The sequence below is a fragment of the Roseateles sp. DAIF2 genome (assembly GCF_015624425.1).
Taxonomy (GTDB): Bacteria; Pseudomonadota; Gammaproteobacteria; order Burkholderiales; family Burkholderiaceae_C; genus Kinneretia.
The window spans coordinates 3,575,923-3,599,409 of the sequence record NZ_CP049919.1 but is presented as its reverse complement, the minus strand read 5'-3'; the positions used below and the strand labels follow the sequence as shown (position 1 = coordinate 3,599,409).

23 protein-coding genes, 1 tRNA gene, 4 pseudogenes and 1 riboswitch are annotated in these 23,487 nt (G+C 67.3%); of the genes and pseudogenes, 13 read left to right on the top strand and 15 right to left on the bottom strand.

Going from position 1 to position 23,487, the window contains the following annotated elements:
- Positions 1-140: 140 nt before the first annotated feature.
- From G8A07_RS16680 to G8A07_RS16670, 3 genes are all read left to right on the top strand, one after another.
- On the top strand, positions 141-629 hold the full coding sequence (locus G8A07_RS16680) for a Spy/CpxP family protein refolding chaperone (protein ID WP_195793147.1): 489 nt from the start codon (positions 141-143) through the stop codon (positions 627-629).
- Positions 630-729: 100 nt separating this feature from the next.
- Positions 730-1,446 carry a winged helix-turn-helix domain-containing protein gene (locus G8A07_RS16675; protein WP_195793146.1) on the top strand — a complete coding sequence of 239 codons (717 nt, stop codon included), beginning with the start codon at positions 730-732 and terminating at the stop codon, positions 1,444-1,446.
- Entirely contained in the window at positions 1,443-2,855 is a 1,413-nt protein-coding gene (locus G8A07_RS16670) for a HAMP domain-containing sensor histidine kinase (protein WP_195793145.1), read from the top strand. The genes G8A07_RS16675 and G8A07_RS16670 overlap by 4 nt, the downstream gene beginning before the upstream one ends.
- Here G8A07_RS16670 and G8A07_RS16665 read toward each other — a convergent pair.
- The 3 genes from G8A07_RS16665 to trpS are packed head-to-tail and all read right to left on the bottom strand — an operon-like array spanning position 2,852 to position 5,705.
- The gene (locus G8A07_RS16665; RefSeq protein WP_195793144.1) at positions 2,852-4,225 is read right to left on the bottom strand and encodes an MATE family efflux transporter; all 1,374 of its coding nucleotides are present in this window, start codon (positions 4,223-4,225) and stop codon (positions 2,852-2,854) included. The two genes, G8A07_RS16670 and G8A07_RS16665, sit on opposite strands and share 4 nt — an antisense overlap.
- Positions 4,222-4,662 carry a DUF3717 domain-containing protein gene (locus G8A07_RS16660; protein ID WP_195793143.1) on the bottom strand — a complete coding sequence of 147 codons (441 nt, stop codon included), beginning with the start codon at positions 4,660-4,662 and terminating at the stop codon, positions 4,222-4,224. The genes G8A07_RS16665 and G8A07_RS16660 overlap by 4 nt, the downstream gene beginning before the upstream one ends.
- A 26-nt stretch (positions 4,663-4,688) precedes the next feature.
- Entirely contained in the window at positions 4,689-5,705 is a 1,017-nt protein-coding gene (trpS, locus tag G8A07_RS16655) for a tryptophan--tRNA ligase (protein WP_195793142.1), read from the bottom strand.
- Positions 5,706-5,761: 56 nt separating this feature from the next.
- Here trpS and purN point away from each other — a divergent pair, with 56 nt between their 5' ends.
- Positions 5,762-6,400, top strand: coding sequence for a phosphoribosylglycinamide formyltransferase (purN, locus tag G8A07_RS16650; protein ID WP_195793141.1), 639 nt, complete (start codon positions 5,762-5,764; stop codon positions 6,398-6,400).
- Here the strand turns inward: purN and G8A07_RS16645 are convergent.
- On the bottom strand, positions 6,393-7,037 hold the full coding sequence (locus tag G8A07_RS16645) for a DUF1345 domain-containing protein (protein WP_195793140.1): 645 nt from the start codon (positions 7,035-7,037) through the stop codon (positions 6,393-6,395). The two genes, purN and G8A07_RS16645, sit on opposite strands and share 8 nt — an antisense overlap.
- Positions 7,038-7,045: 8 nt before the next feature.
- Complete coding sequence (locus G8A07_RS16640; protein ID WP_195793139.1) at positions 7,046-7,267, bottom strand: DUF1653 domain-containing protein; 222 nt, start codon at positions 7,265-7,267, stop codon at positions 7,046-7,048.
- A gap of 35 nt (positions 7,268-7,302) precedes the next feature.
- Here G8A07_RS16640 and G8A07_RS16635 point away from each other — a divergent pair, with 35 nt between their 5' ends.
- The 4 genes and pseudogenes from G8A07_RS16635 (at position 7,303) to G8A07_RS16620 (ending at position 11,563) form a co-directional block, all read left to right on the top strand.
- On the top strand, positions 7,303-8,565 hold the full coding sequence (locus G8A07_RS16635) for an RsmB/NOP family class I SAM-dependent RNA methyltransferase (RefSeq protein WP_195793138.1): 1,263 nt from the start codon (positions 7,303-7,305) through the stop codon (positions 8,563-8,565).
- 163 nt (positions 8,566-8,728) lie between these two features.
- Positions 8,729-9,949, top strand: a complete 1,221-nt coding sequence (locus G8A07_RS16630; RefSeq protein ID WP_195793137.1) for a fatty acid desaturase — start codon at positions 8,729-8,731, stop codon at positions 9,947-9,949.
- Positions 9,950-10,076: 127 nt separating this feature from the next.
- Complete coding sequence (locus G8A07_RS16625) at positions 10,077-10,568, top strand: DUF3016 domain-containing protein (protein ID WP_195793136.1); 492 nt, start codon at positions 10,077-10,079, stop codon at positions 10,566-10,568.
- 110 nt (positions 10,569-10,678) lie between these two features.
- Positions 10,679-11,563, top strand: a pseudogene (locus G8A07_RS16620) (IS1595 family transposase).
- A gap of 405 nt (positions 11,564-11,968) precedes the next feature.
- Here G8A07_RS16620 and G8A07_RS16615 read toward each other — a convergent pair.
- The 4 genes from G8A07_RS16615 to G8A07_RS16600 are packed head-to-tail and all read right to left on the bottom strand — an operon-like array spanning position 11,969 to position 15,434.
- Entirely contained in the window at positions 11,969-12,454 is a 486-nt protein-coding gene (locus G8A07_RS16615) for a hypothetical protein (protein WP_195793135.1), read from the bottom strand.
- The gene (locus G8A07_RS16610; RefSeq protein ID WP_195793134.1) at positions 12,435-13,586 is read right to left on the bottom strand and encodes a serine protease; all 1,152 of its coding nucleotides are present in this window, start codon (positions 13,584-13,586) and stop codon (positions 12,435-12,437) included. Before G8A07_RS16610 ends, G8A07_RS16615 begins: the two co-directional genes overlap by 20 nt.
- Positions 13,556-14,671: a hypothetical protein gene (locus G8A07_RS16605; RefSeq protein WP_195793133.1), complete on the bottom strand. Its 1,116-nt coding sequence runs from the start codon at positions 14,669-14,671 to the stop codon at positions 13,556-13,558. Before G8A07_RS16605 ends, G8A07_RS16610 begins: the two co-directional genes overlap by 31 nt.
- Positions 14,658-15,434 carry a hypothetical protein gene (locus G8A07_RS16600; RefSeq protein ID WP_195793132.1) on the bottom strand — a complete coding sequence of 259 codons (777 nt, stop codon included), beginning with the start codon at positions 15,432-15,434 and terminating at the stop codon, positions 14,658-14,660. The genes G8A07_RS16605 and G8A07_RS16600 overlap by 14 nt, the downstream gene beginning before the upstream one ends.
- Positions 15,435-15,669: 235 nt before the next feature.
- On the opposite strand from G8A07_RS16600, the pseudogene G8A07_RS16595 reads away from it, so the two are divergent.
- Positions 15,670-15,822, top strand: a pseudogene (locus tag G8A07_RS16595) (IS21 family transposase); the annotation flags it as partial.
- Positions 15,823-15,885: 63 nt separating this feature from the next.
- Here the strand turns inward: G8A07_RS16595 and G8A07_RS16590 are convergent.
- On the bottom strand, positions 15,886-16,833 hold the full coding sequence (locus G8A07_RS16590) for a LysR family transcriptional regulator (RefSeq protein ID WP_195797812.1): 948 nt from the start codon (positions 16,831-16,833) through the stop codon (positions 15,886-15,888).
- A gap of 103 nt (positions 16,834-16,936) precedes the next feature.
- On the opposite strand from G8A07_RS16590, the gene G8A07_RS16585 reads away from it, so the two are divergent.
- The 3 genes and pseudogenes from G8A07_RS16585 to G8A07_RS16575 all read left to right on the top strand — a co-directional run.
- Positions 16,937-17,920, top strand: coding sequence for a tripartite tricarboxylate transporter substrate binding protein (locus G8A07_RS16585; RefSeq protein WP_195793131.1), 984 nt, complete (start codon positions 16,937-16,939; stop codon positions 17,918-17,920).
- 1 nt (position 17,921) lies between these two features.
- Positions 17,922-19,208: a hypothetical protein gene (locus tag G8A07_RS16580; RefSeq protein ID WP_195793130.1), complete on the top strand. Its 1,287-nt coding sequence runs from the start codon at positions 17,922-17,924 to the stop codon at positions 19,206-19,208.
- A gap of 416 nt (positions 19,209-19,624) precedes the next feature.
- A pseudogene (locus tag G8A07_RS16575) lies at positions 19,625-20,037 on the top strand (IS5 family transposase); the annotation flags it as partial.
- On the opposite strand, the pseudogene G8A07_RS16570 reads toward G8A07_RS16575, so the two are convergent.
- The 3 genes and pseudogenes from G8A07_RS16570 to G8A07_RS16560 all read right to left on the bottom strand — a co-directional run.
- Positions 20,032-20,226, bottom strand: a pseudogene (locus G8A07_RS16570) (IS630 family transposase); the annotation flags it as partial. The pseudogenes G8A07_RS16575 and G8A07_RS16570 sit on opposite strands and share 6 nt — an antisense overlap.
- Positions 20,180-20,683: an Arm DNA-binding domain-containing protein gene (locus G8A07_RS16565; protein ID WP_195793129.1), complete on the bottom strand. Its 504-nt coding sequence runs from the start codon at positions 20,681-20,683 to the stop codon at positions 20,180-20,182. The gene G8A07_RS16565 and the pseudogene G8A07_RS16570, both read right to left, overlap by 47 nt.
- 161 nt (positions 20,684-20,844) lie before the next feature.
- Positions 20,845-20,935 (bottom strand) — tRNA-Ser (locus G8A07_RS16560).
- A gap of 106 nt (positions 20,936-21,041) precedes the next feature.
- Positions 21,042-21,218, top strand: a riboswitch (FMN riboswitch).
- 129 nt (positions 21,219-21,347) lie between these two features.
- On the opposite strand from G8A07_RS16560, the gene ribB reads away from it, so the two are divergent.
- Complete coding sequence (gene ribB / locus G8A07_RS16555) at positions 21,348-22,046, top strand: 3,4-dihydroxy-2-butanone-4-phosphate synthase (RefSeq protein WP_195793128.1); 699 nt, start codon at positions 21,348-21,350, stop codon at positions 22,044-22,046.
- Here ribB and G8A07_RS16550 read toward each other — a convergent pair.
- Positions 22,043-22,954, bottom strand: a complete 912-nt coding sequence (locus G8A07_RS16550; RefSeq protein WP_195793127.1) for an SPFH domain-containing protein — start codon at positions 22,952-22,954, stop codon at positions 22,043-22,045. The two genes, ribB and G8A07_RS16550, sit on opposite strands and share 4 nt — an antisense overlap.
- 40 nt (positions 22,955-22,994) lie before the next feature.
- Complete coding sequence (locus G8A07_RS16545) at positions 22,995-23,426, bottom strand: NfeD family protein (protein ID WP_195793126.1); 432 nt, start codon at positions 23,424-23,426, stop codon at positions 22,995-22,997.
- Positions 23,427-23,487 lie beyond the last annotated feature (61 nt).

The following is a 23,487-nucleotide window of genomic DNA, read 5'->3' as shown; positions in this document are numbered from 1 at the left end:
GCGACAGGAAGGGGCCCCGCGGGGCCCCTTTTCCATGGGCGGCCGCTTCAGCCTTTGTTCATCTTTACATTCGCGGCATGGGGGCGTTACGCGCCGGGGCGAGCATTCGATCACCCCAATGGCTGATGAAGGAGCCGCTGATGTCCACGATGAAGTTGATGCATCAAGTCGCGAAGGCCGCCGCGCTGGCCGCCGCCCTGGGTTTCGGTGCCGCGCAGGCGCTGCCCGGTGGCATGCACCGGGCCGGTGGCCCGGGCCACCATGCCGAACAGATGCTGGACCTGGTCGACGCGAGCGATGCGCAGCGCAGCCAGATCCGCCAGATCATGAAGAGCGCGGCCGAGGAGCTGAAGCCGCAGCGCCAGTCGCTGCACGAGCTGCACAAGCAGGGCCGTTCGCTGCTGGCCGCGCCCAGCGTCGACGCGGCCGCGGTCGAGTCGGTGCGCCAGCAGAGCCAGGCGCTGCACGAGCAGGTCAGCAAGCGCATGAGCCAGGCCCTGGTCGCCGCGGCCAATGTGCTGACGCCCGAACAGCGCGCCAAGCTGGCCGAGCGCATGGCCAAGCGCGAGGCGCGCATGGCCGAGCGCATGAAGGAGCACCGCCAGCCGCGCGGCCATCAGCAGCATTGAAATCACGGAGCGAGACTGGCTTATGCTTGACATCCCCATGTCCGGAGCCCTGGCGGCGGCGCGTCGCGCCGCCGGCCACCATCCCCAAGCCCTGCGATCGATGAGCACCCGACTGCTTCTTGTTGACGACGACGCCCGCCTGACCTCGATGCTGGCCGACTACCTGACCGCGGCCGGTTTCGAGGTGGCGGTGGCCGGCAATCTGGCCCAGGGCCGCCAGGCCCTGGAGGGCGCGCTGCCCGAGCTGCTGGTGCTGGATCTGATGCTGCCCGATGGCGACGGCCTGGACTTCTGCCGCGGCCTGCGCAGCGATGCGCGCACCCGCCGCCTGCCGGTGCTGATGCTGTCGGCGCGCGGCGAGCCGATGGACCGCATCCTCGGCCTCGAGCTCGGCGCCGACGACTACCTGGCCAAACCCTTCGAGCCGCGCGAGCTGCAGGCGCGCATCAAGGCCCTGCTGCGCCGTGCCGAGCCGGATGGCGAGGCCGACGATGTGCTGCGCTTCGGCCGCCTGGAGATCGATCTGGCGGCGCGTGTCGCGCGCCTGGACGGCAAGACCTGCGACCTGACCAGTCATCAGTTCGACCTGCTGGTCGTGCTGGCGCAGAGCCCGGGCCGCGTGCTGTCGCGCGACCAGATCATGGACGCGCTGAAGGGCCATCCGCTGGACGCGTTTGATCGTTCGATCGACGTGCATGTCTCGCGCATCCGCGCGGTGATCGAGGAAGACCCGAAGAATCCGCGCCGGGTGCTGACGGTGCGCGGCGTCGGCTATGTGTTCGCACGCAAGCAGGACGCCGAGGGCGGCGCTTCTTGAAATCCCTCTATCTCCGCATCTACCTGACCCTGGTCGCCCTGCTGCTGGCCTTTGCCTTCGGCTCGGCCTGGCTGTTCCAGCGCCAGATGGAGGAGGAGCGCGGCGGCTTCGAGGTCGCCGCGGTCGAGCGCCTGACCGCCACCGCGGTGCTGATCCATGGCGCGCTGCCGCCGGCCGATGCGCCGCGCGAGGCGCAGGCCGAGTCGCTGCGCGACTGGGGCCAGCGCCTGCGCATGGCGATCGCGCTGAACGACGCGCAGGGCGAGCGCATCGCGGCCACCGAGCAGTTCCAGCGCCGCGAGGGCGAGCCGGGCGTGCGCCGGCTCGACGTTGCGCTGGAGGATGGTCGCAGCCTGACCCTGCTGCGCGGCCTGCGCATGCAGCGCGCGCTGAGCGCCGATGGCCGCACCGGGGCCGGCCCGGGGCCGGAATTCGGGCCGCCGCCGCTGCCGCCCGGCGGCGAGCCGCGCCTGCATGTACGGCGCAACGAGGGCTCCTTCTGGCCGGTCTGGGGCCCCTTCGGCGCCTGGCGGCCGCCCAGCGGCGGCGCCCTGGTGATGTTCCTGGTGCTGCTGTTCCTGGGCGTGGCCGCCGGGGCCTATCCGGTGGTGCGGCGCCTGACGCGGCGGCTGGAGAACCTGCAGCGCGGCGTCGAGCAGTTCGGCGCCGGCAATCTGGGCCTGCGGGTGCGCGACGACGGCCGCGACGAGGTGGCCAAGGTAGCCGGCAGCTTCAACCGCGCGGCCGACCAGATCGAGGCGCTGCTGCGCTCGCACCAGAGCCTGCTGGCCAATGCCAGCCATGAGCTGCGCTCGCCGCTGGCGCGCCTGAAGATGGCCTTCGCGATGCTGGACAGCGCCGGCCCGGCGCAGCGCGCCAGGCTGCAGCAGGAGATCGACACCAATATCGCCGAGCTCGATGCCCTGGTCGAGGAGGTGCTGCTGGCCAGCCGGCTCGAGGCCAGGGCCCAGGCCCTGTCCACCGACCGGGTGGACCTGCTGGGCCTGGCCGCCGAGGAGGCGGTGCGCACCGGCGCCGAGGTGGAGCCGGAGGCCGGCATCACCGACTTCCATGTGCGCGGCGAGGAGCGCCTGCTGCGCCGCGCGCTGCGCAATCTGCTGGAGAACGCGCGCCGCTATGGCGGCGGCGCCCAGGTCCAGCTGGAGTTGCGACGGCGCGCCGACCGGCTGGAGCTGCGCATCAATGACCGTGGCCCGGGCGTGCCGGCCGAGATGCGCGAGCGCATCTTCGAGCCCTTCTTCCGCCTGCCCGGCCATGCCGAACAGGCCGGTGGCGTCGGCCTGGGCCTGTCCCTGGTCAAGCAGATCGCCGAGCGCCACCAGGGCAGCGTGCGCTGCGAGGCGCGCGAGGGCGGCGGCAGCTGCTTTGTGCTGAGCCTGCCGGCCTAGGCTTCGCGCGCCTCGGCGCGATGCACGGCGGCCAGGTAGGCCGAGAGGCCCGCCGCCGCCAGCAGCAGCCCGGCGGTGGCGGCGCCCCAGAAGCCGCTGGCGCCCTGCAGCCAGCCGGGCACCCAGGGCACGCCGCCGAAGGCCAGCCAGTAGCCGCCGCCGATGCCGACGCCCCAGATCGCCAGCGCGTAGATCACCATCGGCGCGGTGGCGATGCGGTGGGCGCGCAGCACGAAGGCGGCCAGGGTCTGGCCGGCATCGCCCAGGTGGAACAGCCAGACCCACAGCAGCAGCGGCAGGGCCGCGCCGATGATCGCGGCATCCTGGGTGTACAGCCCCAGCACCTGCTCGCGCGCGAAGAACACCGTGCCGCCCATCAGGCAGGCGATCAGCAGCGCGATTTCCAGCCCATGCCAGCCGATGCGGCGCGCGTCCTGCGCGTCGTGCGCGCCGACCCGCTGCGCCACCAGGGTGCCGGTGGCATTGGCCAGGGCCAGCGGCATCATGAACATCAGCGCCACCAGGTTCGCGGCCAGCTGGTGGCCGGCCACCGCGGTGGGGCCCAGGCGCGCGATGAAGATGGCCATGAAGGTGAAGCCGGTGACCTCGATCAGGATCGAGCCGCCCATCGGCAGGCCCAGGCGCAGCAGGCCGCGGATCGCATCCCAGCGCGGCGCGTGCAGCAGGCCGCCGCGGTCCAGCGCGAAGCCGGCGTAGAAGGGATCGCGGCGCAGCAGGGTCCAGGCGATCAGCACCTGGCTCCACATCACGAACACCGTGGCCAGCGCGCAGCCCACCGCGCCCAGCGCCGGCACCGGGCCGAAGCCGCGGATGAACAAGAGGCTCAGCGGCACCTTGATCAGCAGGCCCAGCAGCTGCAGCACCATCACCGCCTTGGGCCGCGACACCGCGGTGTTGAAGCCGCGGAAGGCGGTGAAGATCAGCGCGGCCGGCAGGCTGAAGGCGAGGGTGCGCAGATAGGCGCGCACCTTGGCCTCGACCTCGGGCGTGGTCTTGGCGAGCGCCATGAAGGGCTCGGGGAACAACAGCACCAGCTCGCCCAGCAGGGTCAGGCCCAGGGCCAGCCAGATGCCCTGATGCAGCTGGTCGCCGGCCTCGGTCTTCTTGCCAGCGCCGAAGAGCTGGCCGGCCAGCGGTGCCACCGCCATCACGACGCCCATCAGGCCGACGAACACGGTCATGTAGACCGCGGAGCCCACGGCCAGCGCGGCCAGCTCGGTGGCCGAGTAGCGCGCCACCAGCATGGTGTCGATGGTGGAATAGGCCAGCACGGCCACCTGGCCGACGAAGACCGGCCAGGCCAGCGGCGCCAGGCGGCGCAGGCTGTCGAGATGGGAGGCGGGGCTCAAGCCGGGTCGTCCTTGGGGTTGGTGCTCGGCTTGGGTTCCAGCGCGCGCTCGGCATAGCGGTTGAAGCGCCAGGCCGAGCCCTCCATCGTGATGCGGCGCCAGGTGCCGCGCTTCTCGCCGGGCGTCATCACCGGCCAGTTCTGCACCTCGTCGAAGGTGCGGCCGCAGCCCTTGCAGAGCTCGTCGCCCTGGCTGGTGGAGCAGATCGCGATGCAGGGTGCGTCGGGCGTGCTGTCGTACCAGGCCAGCCAGGCGTTCTTGGCCTTGGCCGGCATGCCGTCCTCGTCGCAGCTGGGCTCGCGGTAATAGACCATCAGCGCATAGACCTCGGCCAGCGCGCGCACCTCGGCGCAGGCACTGATGCCGTCGATCGAGGGCCGGCGTTCGCGCCACCAGTTGATCGCGGCCTCGATGTCGGTGATGTGGATGCCGGCCATGTCATCGCCTCCCGGGTCCCTCTGCATCAGTAGCTCAGGCCCATCGCCGCGCGCACCTCGCGCAGGGTCTTGCGTGCGACCGCACGGGCGCGCTCGGTGCCTACCTCGACGATCCAGTGCACCTGCTTGGGATTGGCCAGGTAGGTATCGGCGCGCTCGCGCCATTCGGCCTGCTGGCGCTGGATGCCCTGGATCAGCGGCTGCTTGCAGTCCAGACAGCCGATGCCGGCGCTGCGGCAGCCCTGGGCAGCCCATTCCAGCGTCGCGTCGTCGCTGTAGAGCTCGTGCAGCGGCCAGACCGGGCAGCGCTGCGGCTCGCCGGGGTCGCCGCGGCGCGCGCGCTGCGGGTCGGTCGGCATGGTGCGGATCTTCTCGGCCGTGACCTCGGGCGCGTCGCGCATCGCGATCGCGTTGCCGTAGCTCTTGCTCATCTTGCGGCCGTCCAGGCCGGCGATGCGGGCGGTCTCGGTCAGCAGGGTCTGGGGCTCGGTTAGCAGCGGCTGGCCCTGGCCGTAGAGATGGTTGAAGCGGCGCGCCACCTCGCGCGTCACCTCCACATGGGCGGCCTGGTCCTCGCCGACCGGCACCGCGGCGGCCTTGTAGATCAGGATGTCGGCGGCCTGCAGCAGCGGATAGCCGAGCAGGCCATAGCTGGTGCTGTCGGGGCTCTTGCCGGCCTGGTCCTTGAAGCTGGGGATGCGCTCCAGCCAGCTCAGCGGCGTGCTCATCGCCAGCAGGGTGAACAGCTCGGCATGCTCGGGCATGCGGCTCTGGATGAAGAGGGTGGTTTGCGCCGGATCAATGCCGGCGGCCAGCCAATCGATCACCATGTCGTAGACATGGCGCTCCAGGTGCGCGCGGTCCTGCGGCTGGGCGGTGGTCAGCGCATGCCAGTCGGCGACGAAGAAGAAGCAGTCATGCGTGGCCTGCAGGCGCAGCCAGTTCTTCAGCGCCCCGTGGTAATGCCCCAGATGCAGGGCGCCGGTGGGGCGCATGCCGGACAGCACGCGTGGACGGGTCTGGGTGGGGTCGTCTTGGGTCATGGTTTGCGGCCGGGTCGACCCGGGTCCGGGATTGTAGGCAGCTACACTGCCGGCCCATGAAAAACGTCGTGATTCTGATCTCCGGCCGCGGTTCCAATATGGAGGCCATCGTCCAGGCCTGCGCCGCGGAAGGCTGGCCGGCGCGCATCGCCGCGGTGATCAGCAATCGCCCCGACGCCGCCGGCCTGGCCTTCGCGGCCGCCCATGGCATCGCCACCGCGGTGGTGGACCACAAGGCCTTCGGCCCCGGCGAGGCCGGCCGCGCGGCCTTCGACGCCGAGCTGCAGAGGGTGATCGACGGCTTCGCGCCGGACCTGGTCGTGCTGGCCGGCTTCATGCGCATCCTGACGCCCGGCTTCACCGCGCATTACGCGAACCGGATGCTGAACATCCATCCCTCGCTGCTGCCGGCCTTCACCGGCCTGCACACGCACCGCCGCGCGCTGCAGGAGGGCTGCCAGTTTGCCGGCGCGACCGTGCATTTCGTGACCGCCGAGCTGGACCATGGCGCGATCGTGGCCCAGGCCATCGCCCCGGTGCAGCCGGGCGACGACGAGGCGGCGCTGTCGGCCCGCGTGCTGAAGCTCGAGCACCGCATGTATCCGCGCGCGGTGCGCTGGTTCGTCGAGGACCGGCTGCGCATCGAGGGCGCGCGGGTGGTGCAACTGGACGGCGAGGCGCAGCAGTTCAGTTGATCAGGCCGGCGAGGATGTTGATCGTCAGCGCCAGCACGCCGGTATTGAAGGCGAAGGACAGCACCGCCTGCACCAGCACCAGCCGGCGGATCGGCCGCGCGCTGACCGCCACGTCCGAGGTCTGCGAGGTTGCGGCCAGGGTGACCGAGAAGTAGAAGAAGTCGCCATAGTCCGGCGCGCCCGCGTCGCCGGGGAACTCCAGCCCATGGGCGCGGCCGCGCGCGCCGCGGTGGTAGAGGCTGGCATAGGCCAGCGCGAACTCCACCGGCAGCAGCAGCCAGGAGCCGACCACGGTGGCCAGCGCCAGCAGCAGATAGAGCCAGCCGCCGGCCTGGCGCAGATGACCGAGCTCCAGCGCGATCGCGCCCAGGCTGGCCAGCGCGCCAGCGGCCGCCAGCAGCAGCACCACGCCGACGCCATCGGCCAGCGCGCGCGCATGGGCCTGCACCCGCTCGGCCGGGGTGCGCCACATCATCGCCAGCACCAGCACGAGATAGGTCCAGACGCCGGCATTCCAGCCCAGCAGCAGGCGGGTCAACCAGTCCAATTGGGTCGGCCAGGCCAGCGCCAGCAAGGCGCCGGTGGCCACGCCGATCAACAGGCGCGGCCGCTGCCGCAGTTGGTGCAGGGCCGGCATCGCGGGCTTCAGTCCACCGGCGCGAAGCGCAGCTCGCCGCCGGGCAGGCGCTCGAAGAACATCGCATGCGGGCGCACCCACAGCTCCTGCGCGCCGTACAGCGCGCGGTACAGCACCAGCGGCTCACAGGTCTCGCTGTGGCGCACCACGCCCAGCACCTCGTACTCGTGGCCGCGGCGGTAATGGCGGTAGCGGCCGGTGCGGGTCGGGGGCAGGGCGGTGTCGTCCATCGAGGGGTGTAGAAGGGCCTGGGATAATCCGGGCCATGCATCCTAATGCCCTTCTTGATCTGAGCACCGAGCTGCTGCGCGCCGTGCTCAAGTTCGACGCGCCGGCCGACGGCGTCGTCTCCGCCTTCTTCCGCAAGCACAAGGCCCTCGGCCAGCGCGAACGCCATACCCTGGCCGAGACCGTCTACACCGTGCTGCGCCAGCGTCCGCTGCTGCAGCATCTGGCCCAGTCGGGCAGCGGCGCGATCGAGCGGCGCCTGTCCCTCCTGGCCTGGCAGGGCAGCGAGACCTTCCTGCGCGGCGCCCTCGCGCCGCATGAGCAGGAATGGCTGGCCCAGGTCAAGCAGATCGACCGCGCCAGCCTGGCGCCCAAGCTGCGCCACAACCTGCCGGACTGGCTGGCCGAGCCGCTGCTGGCGCGCCTGGGCGAGCCGGGCTTCTGGGCCCTGGCCGGCAGCATGAACGAGGGCGCTCCGCTGGATCTGCGCGTCAATACCCTGAAGGCCAAGCGCGAGGAGGTGCAGGCCGCGCTGCTACAGGCCGGCATCGAGGCGCTGCCGACGCCCTATTCGCCGCTGGGCCTGCGCGTCGAGGGCAAGCCGGCGCTGACCAAGCTGGACGTGTTCGCCGGCGGTGCGGTCGAGGTGCAGGACGAGGGCAGCCAGCTGCTGGCCCTGATGCTGGACGCCAAGCGCGGCGAGATGGTGGTGGACTTCTGCGCCGGCGCCGGCGGCAAGACCCTGGCGCTGGGCGCGGCGATGCGCAACACCGGCCGGCTCTACGCCTTCGATGTCTCCGGCCACCGGCTCGACAACCTGAAGCCGCGCCTGGCGCGCAGCGGGCTGTCGAACGTGCATCCGGCCCAGATCGTGCACGAGCGCGACGAGCGTATCAAACGCCTGGCCGGCAAGATCGACCGGGTGCTGGTCGATGCGCCCTGTTCGGGCCTGGGCACCCTGCGGCGCAATCCGGACTTGAAGTGGCGCCAGTCGCCGCAAGCTGTGGTGGAACTGCAGGCCAAGCAGCGCGCCATCCTGGACAGCGCGGCGCGGCTGCTGAAGCCGGGCGGCCGCCTGGTCTATGCGACCTGCAGTCTGCTGGAGGCCGAGAACGAGCAGATCGCGCGGGCCTTCGGCGAGGCGCACCAGGACTTCGTGTCGCTGGACGCGGCCGAGGTGCTGGAGAAGGCCCATGTGGCGCGCGCCGGCGAGCTGGTCGAGCAGGGCTTCGTGCGCCTGTGGCCGCAGCAGCACCGCACCGATGGCTTCTTCGCCGCGGTCTGGGAACGCAAAAAGTAAGCGGCGACGGCTAGCAGCTTTTTTTAACGGAATGGCCTCACCCCCCGCGATTCGGGGCGAGGAAAGGGCAAATACCAGGACTTATTCAGCGGGTATTTAGGAACGGGCCCCTACAATTAGGTGGTTTTGTGTTGTGCGCCCAACAGGCGCGGGTAAGGAACGAATGGACTTCTTGACGACCGTACATGATGGCCTGGTGCAATGGCTGGGCTTCGGCCTGCTGGACGCCAGCATCTGGCAAGTCGTGGTCTATGCCCTGGTGGTGACCCATATCACCATCGCGGCCGTGACCATCTTCCTGCACCGCGCCCAGGCGCACCGCGCGCTGGACCTGGGGCCGATCCCCTCGCATTTCTTCCGCCTCTGGCTGTGGATGACCACCGGCATGGTCACCAAGGAATGGGTGGCCATCCACCGCAAGCACCACGCCAAGTGCGAGACCGAGGAAGACCCGCACAGCCCGCAGACGCGCGGCCTGAAGAAGGTGATGCAGGAGGGCGCCGAGCTCTACCGCAACGAGGCCAAGAACCAGGAAACCCTGGCCAAGTACAGCCATGGCGTGCCCAACGACTGGATCGAGCGCAATCTGTACAGCCGCTACAGCTGGCAGGGCGTGGGCCTGATGCTGATCATCAACCTGACCCTGTTCGGCGCGATCGGCGCGACGATCTGGGCGGTGCAGATGGCCTGGATCCCGTTCTGGGCCGCCGGAGTCGTCAACGGCGTGGGCCATTTCTGGGGCTATCGCAACTTCGAGGCCCAGGACGCGTCGACCAATATCTCGCCCTGGGGCATCATCATCGGTGGTGAGGAGCTGCACAACAACCACCACACCTACCCGACCTCGGCCAAGTTCTCGGTCAAGCCCTTCGAGTTCGACATCGGCTGGGGCTATATCCGCGCCTTCGAGATGCTGGGCTGGGCCAAGGTGCGCAAGACCGCGCCGAAGCTGCGCCAGGGCGACATCAAGCCGGCCGACAAGGACACGCTGGAGGCGATCATCGCCAACCGCTACGAGGTGATGGCCCATTACGCCAGCGATCTGCGCCAGGCCTGCGCGGCCGAGCTGGCCAAGCTGAAGGCGCAGGGCGAGCAGCACAGCGCCAAATGGGCCCAGTTCAAGCTGGCCAAGCGCTGGCTGCACCGCGATGCCGATCGCATCCCGGCGGCCGTGCATGTCGAGATCCAGGGTGCGCGCGCCGCCAGCCCAGTGCTGGACAAGCTGGTGACGATGCGCGAGGAGCTGCGCCAGCTCTGGACCCGCACCAATGTGTCGGCCGAGCAGCTGGTCAGCGACCTGCAGACCTGGTGCCACAAGGCCGAGGAAAGCGGCATTGCCGAGTTGCGCGCCTTCTCGATGCATCTGCGCACCGCTAGGGCCTGACGGGCCTCGGCAGCCTTTGTTGCTGCCTGTTTCATCGAGGTAAAGGCGCCGCTCCCGTGGCGCCTTTTTTCATGCCGCTTCCTATACTTGACGAGGTATGAAGACGTCAAAAGGAGGTGCCATGGGCATGAACAAGACCATCCGCAAGACCCTGCTGCTGGGCGCGCTGCTGAGTGCGGCGCTATCGGCCCAGGCGGCCTTCGAGTTGCGGTTCGTGAACCCCGAGAAGTTCGCCGATGCCGGCGAAACCCAAATCGAGCGCGAGCGCACCCTGGGCGAGCTGGAGGCCTATATGCGCGGCTTGGCCGACAAGCGGCTGCCGGCCTCGCAGAAGCTCTCGGTCGAGGTGCTGGATGTGAACCTGGCCGGGGATATGGAGCCGCGCGGCCGCGCGATGGACCGCATCCGCGTCGTCAAGGCGATCGGCTGGCCCAGCATGGAGCTGCGCTTCGTGCTCAGCGAGGGGGATAAGACCCTGCGCGAGGGCAAGGTGCGCCTGTCCGACATGAACTTCCTGAGCCGCATCGGCGTCGCGCATTCGAGCACCGAGTCGCTGCGCTACGAGAAGCAGCTGCTGGACGACTGGTTTGCGCAGGAGTTCGCCGCGGCCAAGCCCTGAAGCAGGGCGATCGGGCATAAAAAGCCTGATTAGGAAGCAAGCTCAGCCAGACTCGCGTGGTGAGCGAGCGGGCGAGGAGGATGGCGGCATGTATCCCCGAGGAGGTGAACATGCCGACCAACCAAGTGCAATTCCAAGCCGGCCTTTCGCTGCGAGAGTTCCTGCAGCGCTTTGGCACCGAGGTGCAGTGTCGCGAAGCCTTGCGGGCGCGGCGCTGGCCAGAAGGCTTCGCATGCCCGCACTGTAGGGCCTCCGGCTGCAGCCGCTTCCAGCGGCAGGGACGCTGGTACTGGCAGTGCAATCGCTGCCGAACGCAGACGAGCCTGCTGGCGGGTACGGTGTTCGAGTCCAGCAAGCTACCCCTGACATATGGTTTCTGGCGCTGTACCTGCTCACCCAGACCAAGACGGGGACGTCGGCGCTGGAACTGCACCGCCATCTGGGGGTGAGCTACCGCAGCGCCTGGCTCATCAAGCACAAGCTCATGCAAGTGATGCTGGCCCTCGGGAGCAAGGGCGCCGCCTTAGAGAGATCGTGCAGATCGACGACGCCTTCCTGGGCGGCGAGCGCACCGGCGGCAAGCGCGGCCGGGCTTCGGAGAAGAAGGTGCCCCTGATTGCAGCCGTAAGACCACCGCCAGCGGTCAACCCCTGGTGACGCGGTTGGACGTGTTGCCCGACTGGAAGCTTGTCAGCGTCAAGCGCTTGGCTGTACGAGCCTTGGCCCAGGACACTCACGTCGTGAGCGACGGACTGTCCAGCTTCGTGGGCGTCAACGCCGCGAGTTGCAGCCACGAGGCCATCTTGCATGGCACGGGCAAGCAAAGCGCCCAGCATCCGCGCTTCCTGGCCGAGTTCCAGTACCGCTTCAACCGGCGCTTCGACTTGGCGACGCTGATGCCGCGTCTGCTACGGGCATGTGCTCAGCACTTGCCCGCTCCTGAACGGCTGATCCGTTTGCCGGTGGTAGCTGAGTCTGCTGCCTATTCAGGATGAAGATTCAGGATGAAGAAATTCGGCGCCATCACCTGAACCTTGTGGCCCAGGCTCCAGAACAGTCGAACAAGCCGTGCGCGCCGGAGCAGGATTTCGCGCCGATCATACTGGGCAGCCGAGAGATCATCTGCTCCAGCAGCTTGGCGTGTGGCACGCCTAGTCGCATCGATTCATGCGTTCCAGCCCCATCGCACCGCGCAGGGCAAACACGTTCTTGGCGGGATCGATACCCACGTACAGAGGTGAACCTTCGTTTGACCGGTTCCACTCTTGTTCGCCAAGGCAGCACATTGCCAACGTGTGAGGCGCGTCCGTGTTGAGTTGGGGGGGGCTGCCACGCGATCGCCCACCAGCTGCCCGAGCCGCCTGCTGCTGGTGCGCCGGGCTGGCATGGCCAGCCTAGGCTCAACAGGTCTGCGCACGCGGGTCAGTTTGGCCGCCGGCCCGGGTAAGAATGAGGCTTGGCAGCGTTCCAGAGCTCGGCGTAAGCACGATGGTGTTCGCCCCGTTGAAATTGCCTGAATAGCTGGCCGCAATCAACGTCGATGCTGTGCCGCCGGTACTGGGGCCGACGGTTAGCGTGAGCGTGCAACCCGAGTAGCTGCCGCTGACGTCGCGCGAGTCGGTGTCGATGCGCAGGGTGCTGAAGGCCTCGAAGTTGCCGGTCGCCGTGGTCGGCGCGTTCGGGTTCAGGTTCAGGAACACGTCGTGGTTGGCACCGGCCAGCGTGCCGTTGAAAGCGAAGCCGAAGGTGAAGAACGGCACCAGCAGCACTTCGCTGCCGCCACCGCAGCCGGCCACGAGCACGGCCACGATGGCTCCCGACCGCGCACGGCTGATCAGCTTGGCGAAGCTGCGAGCATTGGCGTTTTCATGGGGGTTGCGTGTCATTTGATGGCCTCCTTTGGCTGAGGGCGCGCAAGAACTGCGCAATGGCGCCTTGCAAGGCGCCGAGTTCCGGGTCAAGCGCTTCCATCCGGTCACGCACGATCTGAGGAATGCGCTCGGTCTCGACGATCTGGCGTGCATGGCTGTTGACGGCGAGGAAGTTCTCATGAGCGGACCAGAGCCGGTCACGCAAGGCCAGCCACTGCGGACCGACCTCAGGCGGCCAGTTGCGCGCGAGGGTGCCGGCGTACTTGTCCTTTGTTGCAAGGAAACGCTTGGCCACCTCGTCGTACTCGGCCACCGTGCGTGCGAAGTACTCACGCTTGACGGTCGGCTGGCGCAGCACGGTCTGGGCGTCGCGCAGTTCGCGAAGGAAGCCTCCAAGCATCTCGGCCAAATCCAGCTCGGCGGCCAGTGGATCGGTCGGTGGCTCGTTGCGGGCGTCGACGAGATCGAAACGCGCGCCTGCCGCGCGCACACGCATGGAGAGAGACGCCAAGCCAAGCGCGGTGAGGTTGACGTTGTCCGAGTCGGTGGTCAACGCGATCAGCCCGCGCCCGGTTGCGACCGGTGCCCCCGAACTGCCGCCCAGGACACCTGGCATGTCGATGCGCCACAGCTTGCGCGTGTCGGCCAATGCCGCCACTGCGCCACTGGCGGGCCGCACCGCGCAGGTGTCATCGCGGCCGAGCAGCCAGGCCGGGTCGCTGATGGCCACGCGTTCCTCCGGTGCCATCGCGCGTATGACCAGGCGGTAGCCTGGCGGACGCTGGGCGCGTAACAAAGCCACATCCGCAGCGGCGGGGTCGAACCCCGCCATGCGTTCTGCCGGCAGGTCGGGCGGCAGCGCTTGCTTGCAACCGTGCAAGAGAACCGGTCCCGACGAGCCGACGACATGGCCTGCAGTCACGACATAGATGAAGGTGTCGTCGGCGCCGACCACCACGCCGAAGCCATGCTCGCCGCCATGTACGCGTACGACGCCGGCGAGCAGCCGTTCGGCCAGGACTGGCCCGTCGTCGAAGGTGGTGTCCTGCGCCCATGCAGCGCCTGTCAGCAGTGCAGAGCAAGCCGCAGCGGCCGCGACACCCTGGCTTCGTGGTTTCAGTCTGCGGCGAACTGCTTGCGAATCCATGCGATTGCTCCCCAAAGCAACAAGCCAGCACTCCAGAAGAGGCCTACCGCGTGATTGCGGGCGAGGAACTCGAGCAGGCTTGGCTTGAGCGAACGCTCGAAGTCACCAGTACGCGTGGCAAGGACTCGTGCTGTACCGGCGAGCTTCAGTCCGACACTGTCCCCCACTGTCATTTCGAAGCGCTCGAGGGTCAGGCCGGCAAGATCGAGTCGGTCGCCGGCGCCCAGCGTGACCTGCGCACCAGTCGCTGGTAGAACCAGCTGCGCCCATTCGAGGCTGGACGCGAGCATCGGCGTGGCGGCATTGCTGATGCGGCGTGCTACGAACTGCACCGCGGTAGGTCGCAGCCCGTTCCACTGATAGCTGCGCGACACGCCGCGGCCGAGCCACAGGTCAAGCGGTGGAGGGCGCTGCCCCGGCGCGGTGGCGCCGGCGGAGGCCTGCAGCGACTCGGCGTGTGAGAAATCGCGCGATGGCGAGGCTTCGCCCGAGCCGAGGCGCCATGTTGCGGTGCCGGCAAATTCGATCTCGGCCACCAATGGACCTATCGGCGCATCGACACCGAGTTGCACCTGCCTGCCGGCAGCGATGACCAGCGTGGCGCCGGCCGGATAGGCGAGCCGTCGCAATGTCAGCTGAGGCGCTCGTAGGACGAGCGGATCAGGGCCTGCGGCTGCCACCGAGTCGGTCAGCGCCGGTGCCGGGGACTCAATCAGTGTCTGACCTTCGATACGCAGCTCTGCGTCGACTGGCTGAGCCTCAAGTTCCCCGGCATTGTCGAATCGAAGCGTCGCAGACTGGGCGCGCAGTTCCAGGCTGAACGGAACCGAGCGTATCGGTACGGTGTCGGCAAGCGAGAGCAGTGCTGCGATCAGGAGTGCAGGCAGAAGTGCCGGGGGAATGCGGCGAGGCTTCGATGCCGGAGGGCGAGCGGCTAGACCCGCATCGATGAGGCGCAGCCGCTCGTGCAGAGCCTGCAACTCGCTCAGCGACGCGCCAGAATCCGCCGCCCTTTCAGCCAACTGCCGCGCGACCATGGCGCGGGCGTCGGCGAGCGCATCCGCTTGGGGATCAGGGGCTGCCATCGGCTAGGCCGGACACGGAGAAACGCAGCATCGGCAGCACCTTGCCGTCGGCGTCGACGGCTTGGACGTCGACGCGTACACCACCGCCATCGGGAGGCATCTCAAGCGCCAGCGGCACGCGTTCCCAGGCAAACCGGGCTGGTCCCGGGATATCACGCCATGTACCGGCGCTGCCGTCCATGCGCTGGCGCCGCCATGCCAGCGATGCCACCGGTACGGATACCCGAAGCACGGCCTGCAGCAGGGAGGGGCCATCGGCGGGTGCGGCGGTGGCGCGACCTATCGTGACGGGTATCAGCGCGCTGCCGGCTCCTCCGGCCACCTGCGATGCCAGGAAACCCAGGTCGCGCACTCTGAGCCCGGTTGAGGAGAGCATCGGAGCGGTGTCCCAGGACAGCGCCTGGCCCGCGGGCACAAGGGCGTCGACCCGGTAGAACGGCGCCGGCCTCAGCGGCTGCACGATCAATCGGGCGGCCACGCGAGTGGGCGTCGACAACGTCAGCACCGTGGCGCCATCGGCCGGCGCTGTTCCGCTTGTCAGCGAGATGATCTCGATGAAGGGTTGAGAGACACTGCGGTCATAGAAGCCTTCGCATCGCGCCTGTTCGCCAATGCGGGTATAGGCCGGCCGACGTGACTCACTCGGCTTGAGTGGGGCGCACTGGAACTCGGCGGCCGATGCCGTCGCCGCCAATGCTGCGATGGCCAACGGCAGCAAACGGCGCACAGGGCGTCTGTCGGATCCGTCGGCGACCATCGCCATGCCTCCCAATCGGTGCCCGCCTGGGGCGGGTTTCGCCCCGGAGGAGGAAAGTGTAGCCATGGGGAGCCGCGGCGTATGGCTGTGCTGTCTCGGAACTAGGGGGCAAGGCACCGGTTGAATCACTTGCGGTGTTGATTTCCGCGTCGAAGTGCCCCTGGCTGCCAGGTAATTGCCATCCAAATCTGACCCGCGCATCAAACCTAAGCCTGCTGCTATTTGCGGCAGGAGTTCAGGAGTGATTGACGTGGCGACACTGAGTGTCATACGACGCTGGGCACTGCGCGAGCAGCTGTCCATCCGCGATATAGCCAGACGAACTGGCCTGTCCCGCAACACGATCCGCAAGTATTCACGCACTCCAGGGCAATATCCAGCCGAGACCCGGCGAGAGCTGGATAGATCGAGTCGCTGAGGCAGGGGGATGCGCGGCGGCGTCCGTTCTCTCGCTTCCTCATGAGTGGTTTTTTCGTCCCTTTGTCGGCCTGGGGGAAGTGCTCTTCCCAGGGGGAGCCGTATCGAAGTGGGCGCGCAGCAAGGCCGTGAAAGTCTCCGTCATGCGGGAGGGCGCCGACTGCGGTGCCAAGGCCAGGTAGACGTCGACCGAACAGGCCGGACGCAGGGGGACCACCTTCAGCCGGTCGGCAAAGACAGAAGCCACATGCGGATTGACGATGCCGATGCCAATCCCCTCCAGCGCCATCATGCAGATCGTTCCGGAGTAGGTCGTCTCCATCGTGGCAGCGGGTACGACGCCGTGCCGCACCAGTACATCCTGAAGCTCCACCGAGATCGGATCCTCGGCATTCAAGGTGATCAGCACTTCGCCATTCAGGTCCCTGACATCCAGATGGGAGCGACCGGCGAGCCGATGGGCGGGCTCCATCACGCAGACCATGCGGGAGCGGTGCAGCACCTCGGCATCGAGCTGCGGATGCTCGAGGGGCGTGGTCGTCAGCACCAGGTCGTAGAGGCCATGCAGCAAGCCTTCGCGGAGCGCCACGGCCCCGACGGTCTGGAGGTTGATGTGGACTTCGGGATGCCATCGAGAGAAGGCCGCGGCCACCTTGGGCATCACCGACAAGCCGAGCGCAGGCGTGCAGCCGACATGCAGCCGCCCGGTGCCCGAGTTGCGCAGCAGCGCGACGCTCTGTTCGATGCGCTCGAGCCCCAGGAAGTGCCGCTGCACCGTCTCAAATAGTTCACGAGCCTCCTGCGTCGGCCGCAAGCGTCCCTTGTGGACATCAAAGAGCTTGAGCTCGGTGGCCGCCTGGACCTGCGCCAGCAGGCGGCTGATCGAGGGTTGCGTTGTATGCAACAGCGCGGCAGCACCCGTGGTGGTGCCTGTCTGCATGACGGCGCGAAACGCCTCAATCTGTCGAAAGTTCAGGGCTCTGGCCATGATCATGAACGCATACCAAATGCGTATACCGTGCAGAAAACAAAGCATTTTCTCGTATTGGATGCGGGGCCTAGAGTGAGGGCACGTCAACTCCAGACACGCCATGAAGCCCACTGCATTCCCTGCGCGGCTCCGATTGCTCGCGCTGCCCTTAGCCCTTGTGGCAGTTTCCGCCGCGGCGCAGCCCGGCGACTACCCGAACCGCCCCATCCGGATCATCGTCCCGTTCACGGCCGGTGGCAGTTCCGATGTCCAGGGACGGATGCTGGGCGAGCAGCTCGCCAAGCTGTACAAGCAGCCCGTCATCGTGGAGAACAAGCCGGGCGCGGGTGGCCATATCGGTGGCAAGGCCGTGGTGGATGCCCCGGCCGACGGCTACACGCTCATGCTCGGATCCATCGGGCTGCATGCGACCTACGCCGTCTACAAGAAGCTCACCTACAACCCTGGGAGCGATTTCAAGATCGTCACCGTGCTCGCCGAGATGCCGCATGTCGTGGTCGCCAATCCGGGGATCGCCGCCGCAGATCTCAAGCAGCTGGCAGCCCAGGCGAGGCGGGAGCCCGGCGCGATCAACTTCGGCTCGGCCGGCGTCGGGTCCTCGGTCCACATGATGGGCGAGCTGTTCAAGATCGCCGCCGACGCGCCGCTCACGCACATCCCTTATCGAGGCAGCTCACCCGCGTTGGCCGACCTGATCGGCGGCCAGATCCAGCTGATGTTCGAGAACCCGCCGACGACATTCGCCCACATCAAGACCGGCAAGCTCAAGGCGCTGGCCGTGACCGGCAAGGAGCGGCTGCCCGCACTGCCGCAGGTGCCTACCGCGGCGGAAGCGGGATTCCCTTCCTATGCGGCCACCTCCTGGACCACCGTGGCCGTGGCCGCCAGTGTGCCCGATGCCATCGCCGACAAACTCAATGCCGATATCCGCAAGATCGTGGCAACTCCCGAGTTCCGGCAGGGCTTGCAGGAGCAAGGCATGACGCCGGTGGCCAACACAAGGGCGGAGGCGGCGAAGTTCGTGGCTGCCGAGAAGCAGCGCTGGGAGAAAGTGATTCAGCAGGCCAAACTGATTGCCGACTGACATGAGCAGCTCCAAATTTCCGATCCGCCGGCTGGGCACAGGGCCCCAGCACCATTTCTTCGGCTACTACGACAAGACGCCCTGGGACAAGAGCGGCCGTTATGTTCTGGCCCAGCGCGTGCCGATGAAGGATGCACGGCTTTCGCCGGCGTTGCAGGCCGAGATCGGCTACTTCGACCTGGACGATGCCGACCGCTTTCATCGCGTGGACCTCACTACCGCCTGGAACTGGCAGATGGGCAGCCAGCTGCAATGGCTCGATGGAGCACCGGGCAGAAAACTCATCTTCAACTGCCGCAGCGGGGATGCCTCAGCCCGGTACCCCGGCTTCGGTTCGACCATCGTGGACATCGAGAGCGGTGAGAGAACCCGGCTTCCCCTGCCCGTGTATGTGGTGGCGCCGGACAGCCGCTATGCCTTGTGCATCGACTACCGGCGGCTGTACGTCACCCACGAGACGATCGGCTACAGCGAGGACGGCGGGCCGTTTGCCATGTCCTTGGCTCCGCGAGACGACGGTGTCTACAGGATGGACCTGTCGACCGGGGAGTCGCAGCTCATCCTCAGCTACCAGGCACTGCGCGAGTTCCATCCCCGTGCATCGATGGAGCGGGCTATTCATTGGGTCAGCCATATCGAAATCAACCCCTCGTCGTCGCGCGTCCTTCTGCTGCACCGCTGGACCGAGCGCGTCGAGGATGAAACCTGCTTCCTACATCGTCTGATCACGCTGAATCCCGATGGCAGCGGCATGTCCTTGCTGGAATGCTCGGACCACCCCTTGCCGCAACTCGGCCAGGGCTTTGATCCGGACGCGGTGGGGACCTTCGACTATGAGAAGTCGGAGTTCCAGATCTCGCATCCCATGTGGGTCGACGACGGGAGCATCATCGTCTGGGGACCGCATGCTGGTGGCATTCACTACCATCTCTATCAGGATCGACCTCGGGGGGCGGTGACCGTGGTGGGGCCGGAGGTGCTCCGCGAGAATGGGCATATGAGCTTCTCGCCGGTGGACCGCCGCTGGCTGCTCAGCGACACCTATCCCGACGATCGAACGCACGAGCGCATCCTCTTCATCTACGACATGGAAACGGGGCTACGCCATGAGTTGGGCAGCTTCTACGCTGATCCCAGGCTTGGCAAGGAGAACCGCTGTGATCTGCACCCGCGCTGGAGTCGCGACGGACGTCAGGTCTGCATCGACTCTGTGCATGAGGCGGCTCGCCAGATGTACTTGATCGATGTGTCGGAGGTCGTTGCTAGGCGGGAGCTCGCTGCTTCATGAGTGACGCAGGGCGTCCCGGCGAGACGCTTTGCTCCCTGAGGTCCACTATGCTTTGCTCTGCAGACCCAGAACCTGGCGAACCCTTTCGACGGTAGCGTCGCTGTTCGGATTGGAGACCAGGACGACAAGGCGGACTCGGTCGACTGCGGGAAGCAGCGAAGATGAGGATACCTGGGAGCGGGCATGGGTCCAGACGGTTCTGCGTCCATAGCCATGGGGGGCTCTGCAGGACAAGCTCGACGAAGTCGCGCTCAGCGAAGCGGCGCAGATCATGCTCCAAAACCATGCGGTCCATTCCTGTTTCCTTTCGTACGGCAGCGATTGAATAGGTCGTGAATGAGGGGCTAGGCTGAATCGACATTCAGAGAAGAGGTGCAGGAAAATGAGACGATCCGGGCCGGAGGAACCAAGCCCGAATGTCACGCCCCAGCCGCTACGAACTGACAGATCACCAGTGGGAACGTCTTGAGGGTTTGCTGCCAGGCAAACCCTCAGACCCAGGACGAAGCGGTGTGGACAACCGTGCCTTCGTCAACGGCGTGCTTTGGGTGCTGCGCTCAGGTGCCCGCTGGAGCGATCTGCCGGAGCGCTACGGTAAGTACAAGACGGTGCACAAGCGCTTCACGCGCTGGGCGGCCGCCGGGGTCTGGGAGCGGGTGTTTGCCGTGCTGGTCAAGGACAGGGGCAACCAAGACCTGCTGATCGACAGCACCATTGTTCGTGCGCACCAGCAGGCTGCGACCGGCAAAGAGGGGCCAAGAATCCGGCTCTGGGGCGTTCCCGAGGCGGGCTGAGCACGAAGATCCACATGGCCAGCGATGGTCATGGAATCAGCTGTGGCCGTCCATCGGAATGGCTGGCAATTTGCGTTGAGCGCGGAGACGAAGTGGTCGATGCGTTGAACCAGTTGCTTGACGCTGGTAAATGAGCCGCGGCAAATGGCCTTGTCGGTGATCAGGGCGAAGAAGCGTTCAAGCTGATTGAGCCAGGAACTGTAGGTCGGGATGAGGTGCATGTGTTCTCCAACTCCAACGCCTTGAGCCGCTTGACGTCAGCGACGTCCAGCTGTCGCTGCGGGCCGACTTCCAACTGGCCCACCACAGCTTGGCAACGGCTGCGAAGCTATTTTGAGCAGCGAGGCGTTGTTCCACCTTCGCAGTCTTGCGGGCTTCCATGGGGTCAGTGCCTGCTGCCAACAGTCTGCGGGCGTCCTCGTGGGCTTCGCGCACTTGTCGAAGCGCAATCAGCGGATAGGCACCGAAGGCCATCAACTTTTCTTTCCCGGCGAATCGGTACCCCCAGCGCCACAGCTTGGAACCTGCCGGAGTGGCCAGGAGGTGCAGTCCGTTCTTGTCCCAGAGCTTGTACGAGGTGGGGGTGGGCTTGGCGGCCTTGATGGCAACCTCCGTCAGGGCGGAGCGCCTGTTGCGCCCAGCGCCATCGGACTCGACTTCGACGTGAGCAGTCGCGGGCATGAAGGCCTCCGACAGGGGATTTGTAAAGTACCCCCAGTGCCGAAAAATGTACCCTCAAAAATACCCCCAGCAAGCGCGCGCAGCCCCGAGAGAGGAGTTGAACGCTAGAAGACAAAAAAGCCCGATCTCTATAGGAGAACCGGGCTTTCTGAGGGTGTTTCTGGCGGAGAGGGCGGGATTCGAACCCGCGGTGGGCTATTAACCCACACACGCTTTCCAGGCGTGCGACTTAAACCGCTCATCCACCTCTCCGAAGCCCGCCATCATAACGCAGTTTTGGCGTGCGTCTGGCAAATTGCGCGACAGCAGAGTTCGGCCGCTCTCGGTTAGCATGCCGGCGCCGGTGAAACAAGCCGGCACACGTCTTCAGGGCGGGGTGAAACTCCCCACCGGCGGTAGGCGGGTCCGGCATCGATCGACATCGACGATGGCGAGCCCGCGAGCCCGCGAGCGCCCGAGCCTCCCCGGCTCGGGGTCAGCAGATCTGGTGCGATGCCAGGGCCGACGGTCACAGTCCGGATGAAAGAAGATGTGCCGACGCGCGTTCGGTCGCGGCGTGGGCGTTTGCCGTTCGGTTCAAGCCGCGGCGGGCGCCGGCGTCCGGCCGCATGCCTGTTTGCGCGCCCTGAAATGTCTTCTCTCCAACGCGAGGAGCGTTTCAACCATGTCTCTTATCTCTACCGCTACTTCCCTTTCCAAGTTCCCCGATGCCCAGGCCTGTGGCGAGCAGGAGCTCTTGCGCATGCCCGGCCGCCTGGCGGCGGCCCTGCTGGCGATGCGCGAGGGCCGGCCGGTCGTGCTGACCGACGACAACGACCGCGAGGACGAGGCCGACCTGATCATCGCGGCCGAGCGTCTGACCGAGGTCTCGATGGCCCTGCTGATCCGCGAATGCAGCGGCATCGTCTGCCTGTGCCTGCAGGACGCGATGGTGCAGCGCCTGGCGCTGCCGCCGATGGTGAGCCTGAACGAGAGCCGCTATGGCACGGCCTTCACGGTCAGCATCGAGGCGGCGCAGGGCGTCAGCACCGGGGTCAGCGCGGCCGACCGGCTGACCACGGTGCGCGCCGCGATCGCGCCGGACGCGCGACCCGCGGACCTGGCCCGGCCCGGCCATGTGTTCCCACTGCGCGCGCAGCCGGGCGGCGTGCTGGCGCGGCGTGGCCATACCGAGGGCTCGGTGGACCTGGCCCTGATGGCCGGTCTGTCGGGCGCGGCGGTGCTGTGCGAGCTGATGAATGCCGATGGCACGATGGCGCGCGGCGCCCAGGTGCTGGACTTTGCCGAGCGCCATGGCCTGCCGCTGCTCAGCATCGCCGAACTGGCCGACTACCGCGCGGCCGGCCTGCGCCAGGCCGCTTAACTGGGCTTGTGGCCCTTCATCAGGGCCATCGCGGTGCCGATCAGGCCGCCGACCTCGCTCATATTGCCCGGCACGATCATGGTGTTGTTCTTCTGGGCCAGCTGGGCGTAGGCATCGACGGCCTTTTCGGCCACCTTCAGCTGCACGGCCTGCTGGCCGCCCGGCTGCTCGATCGAGGCGGCGATCTTGCGGATCGCGTCGGCGGTGGCGTCGGCCACCGCGGTGATCGCGGCGGCTTCGCCCTGGGCCTTGTTGATCTCGGCCTGCTTCTCGCCCTCGGAGCGGGCGATCGCGGCCTCGCGCTCGCCGGTGGCGATATTGATCTGCTCCTGGCGACGGCCCTCGGAGGCGGCGATCAGCGCGCGCTTCTCGCGCTCGGCGGTGATCTGGGCCTGCATCGAATGCAGGATGGCCGGCGGCGGGGTCAGGTCCTTGATCTCGTAGCGCAGCACCTTGACGCCCCAGTTCAGCGCGGCCTCGTCCAGCGCCTCGACGACCGAGGTGTTGATGATGGCGCGCTCCTCGAAGGTGCGGTCCAGCTCCATGCGGCCGATCACCGAGCGCAGCGTGGTCTGGGCCAGCTGGGTGATCGCGACGATGTAGTTGCTGGAGCCGTAGCTGGCGCGCATCGCGTCCGTCACCTGGAAATAGAGGATGCCGTCTACCGTCAGCTGGGTGTTGTCCTTGGTGATGCAGACCTGGCTGGGTACGTCGAGCGGGATTTCCTTCAGCGAATGCTTGTAGGCGAGGCGGTCGACAAAGGGCACGAGGAAGTTCAGCCCCGGGGTCAGGGTGCCGTGGTACTTGCCCAGGCGTTCGACCACCCAGGCGTTCTGCTGCGGCACCACCTTGACGGCGCGGGCGATGAAGATGGCGGCGATGACCAGCAGTACCAGTGCGATTTCCATGCTTGAGTCCTCCTCGATGGATGTGGAATGAGCGGGATGTTCAGCGATCCAGCAGCAGGCAGCTGCCCTCGACCGCGCGGATCACGTAGCGGCCGGCCTCGGGGCGGTCGCTGCCGCGGTAGCGGACCTGCCATTCGGCGCCGCGGTATTTGACGGTGGCATGACCATCCGGCCCCCATTGCTCGACCAGCACGGTCTGGCCGATGTCCAAGTTGACGTCGGGGTTGCTCTCGGCAGCCTGCTGCGGGCGCCGCGCGCGACGGCGGTGCCAGAGTGCGACCGCCGCACCGCCGACCAGGGCGGCCAGCGTGATCTGGCTGCTGAGGCCCAGGCCCAGATGGGCGCCCAGCGCCGCGGCGGCCGCGCCCAGCGCCAGCATCAGCAGGTAGAAGGTACCGGTGCTCAGCTCGACCGCCACCAGCAGGCCGGCCGCGATCCACCAGAACGTGGCGCCATGGGGCAGGTTGTCCATCTTGCTCACCCTCCGCTTGTCATCTTGATGTCGGTTCAGTGTAGCCGTCCTGTTTGTGCGA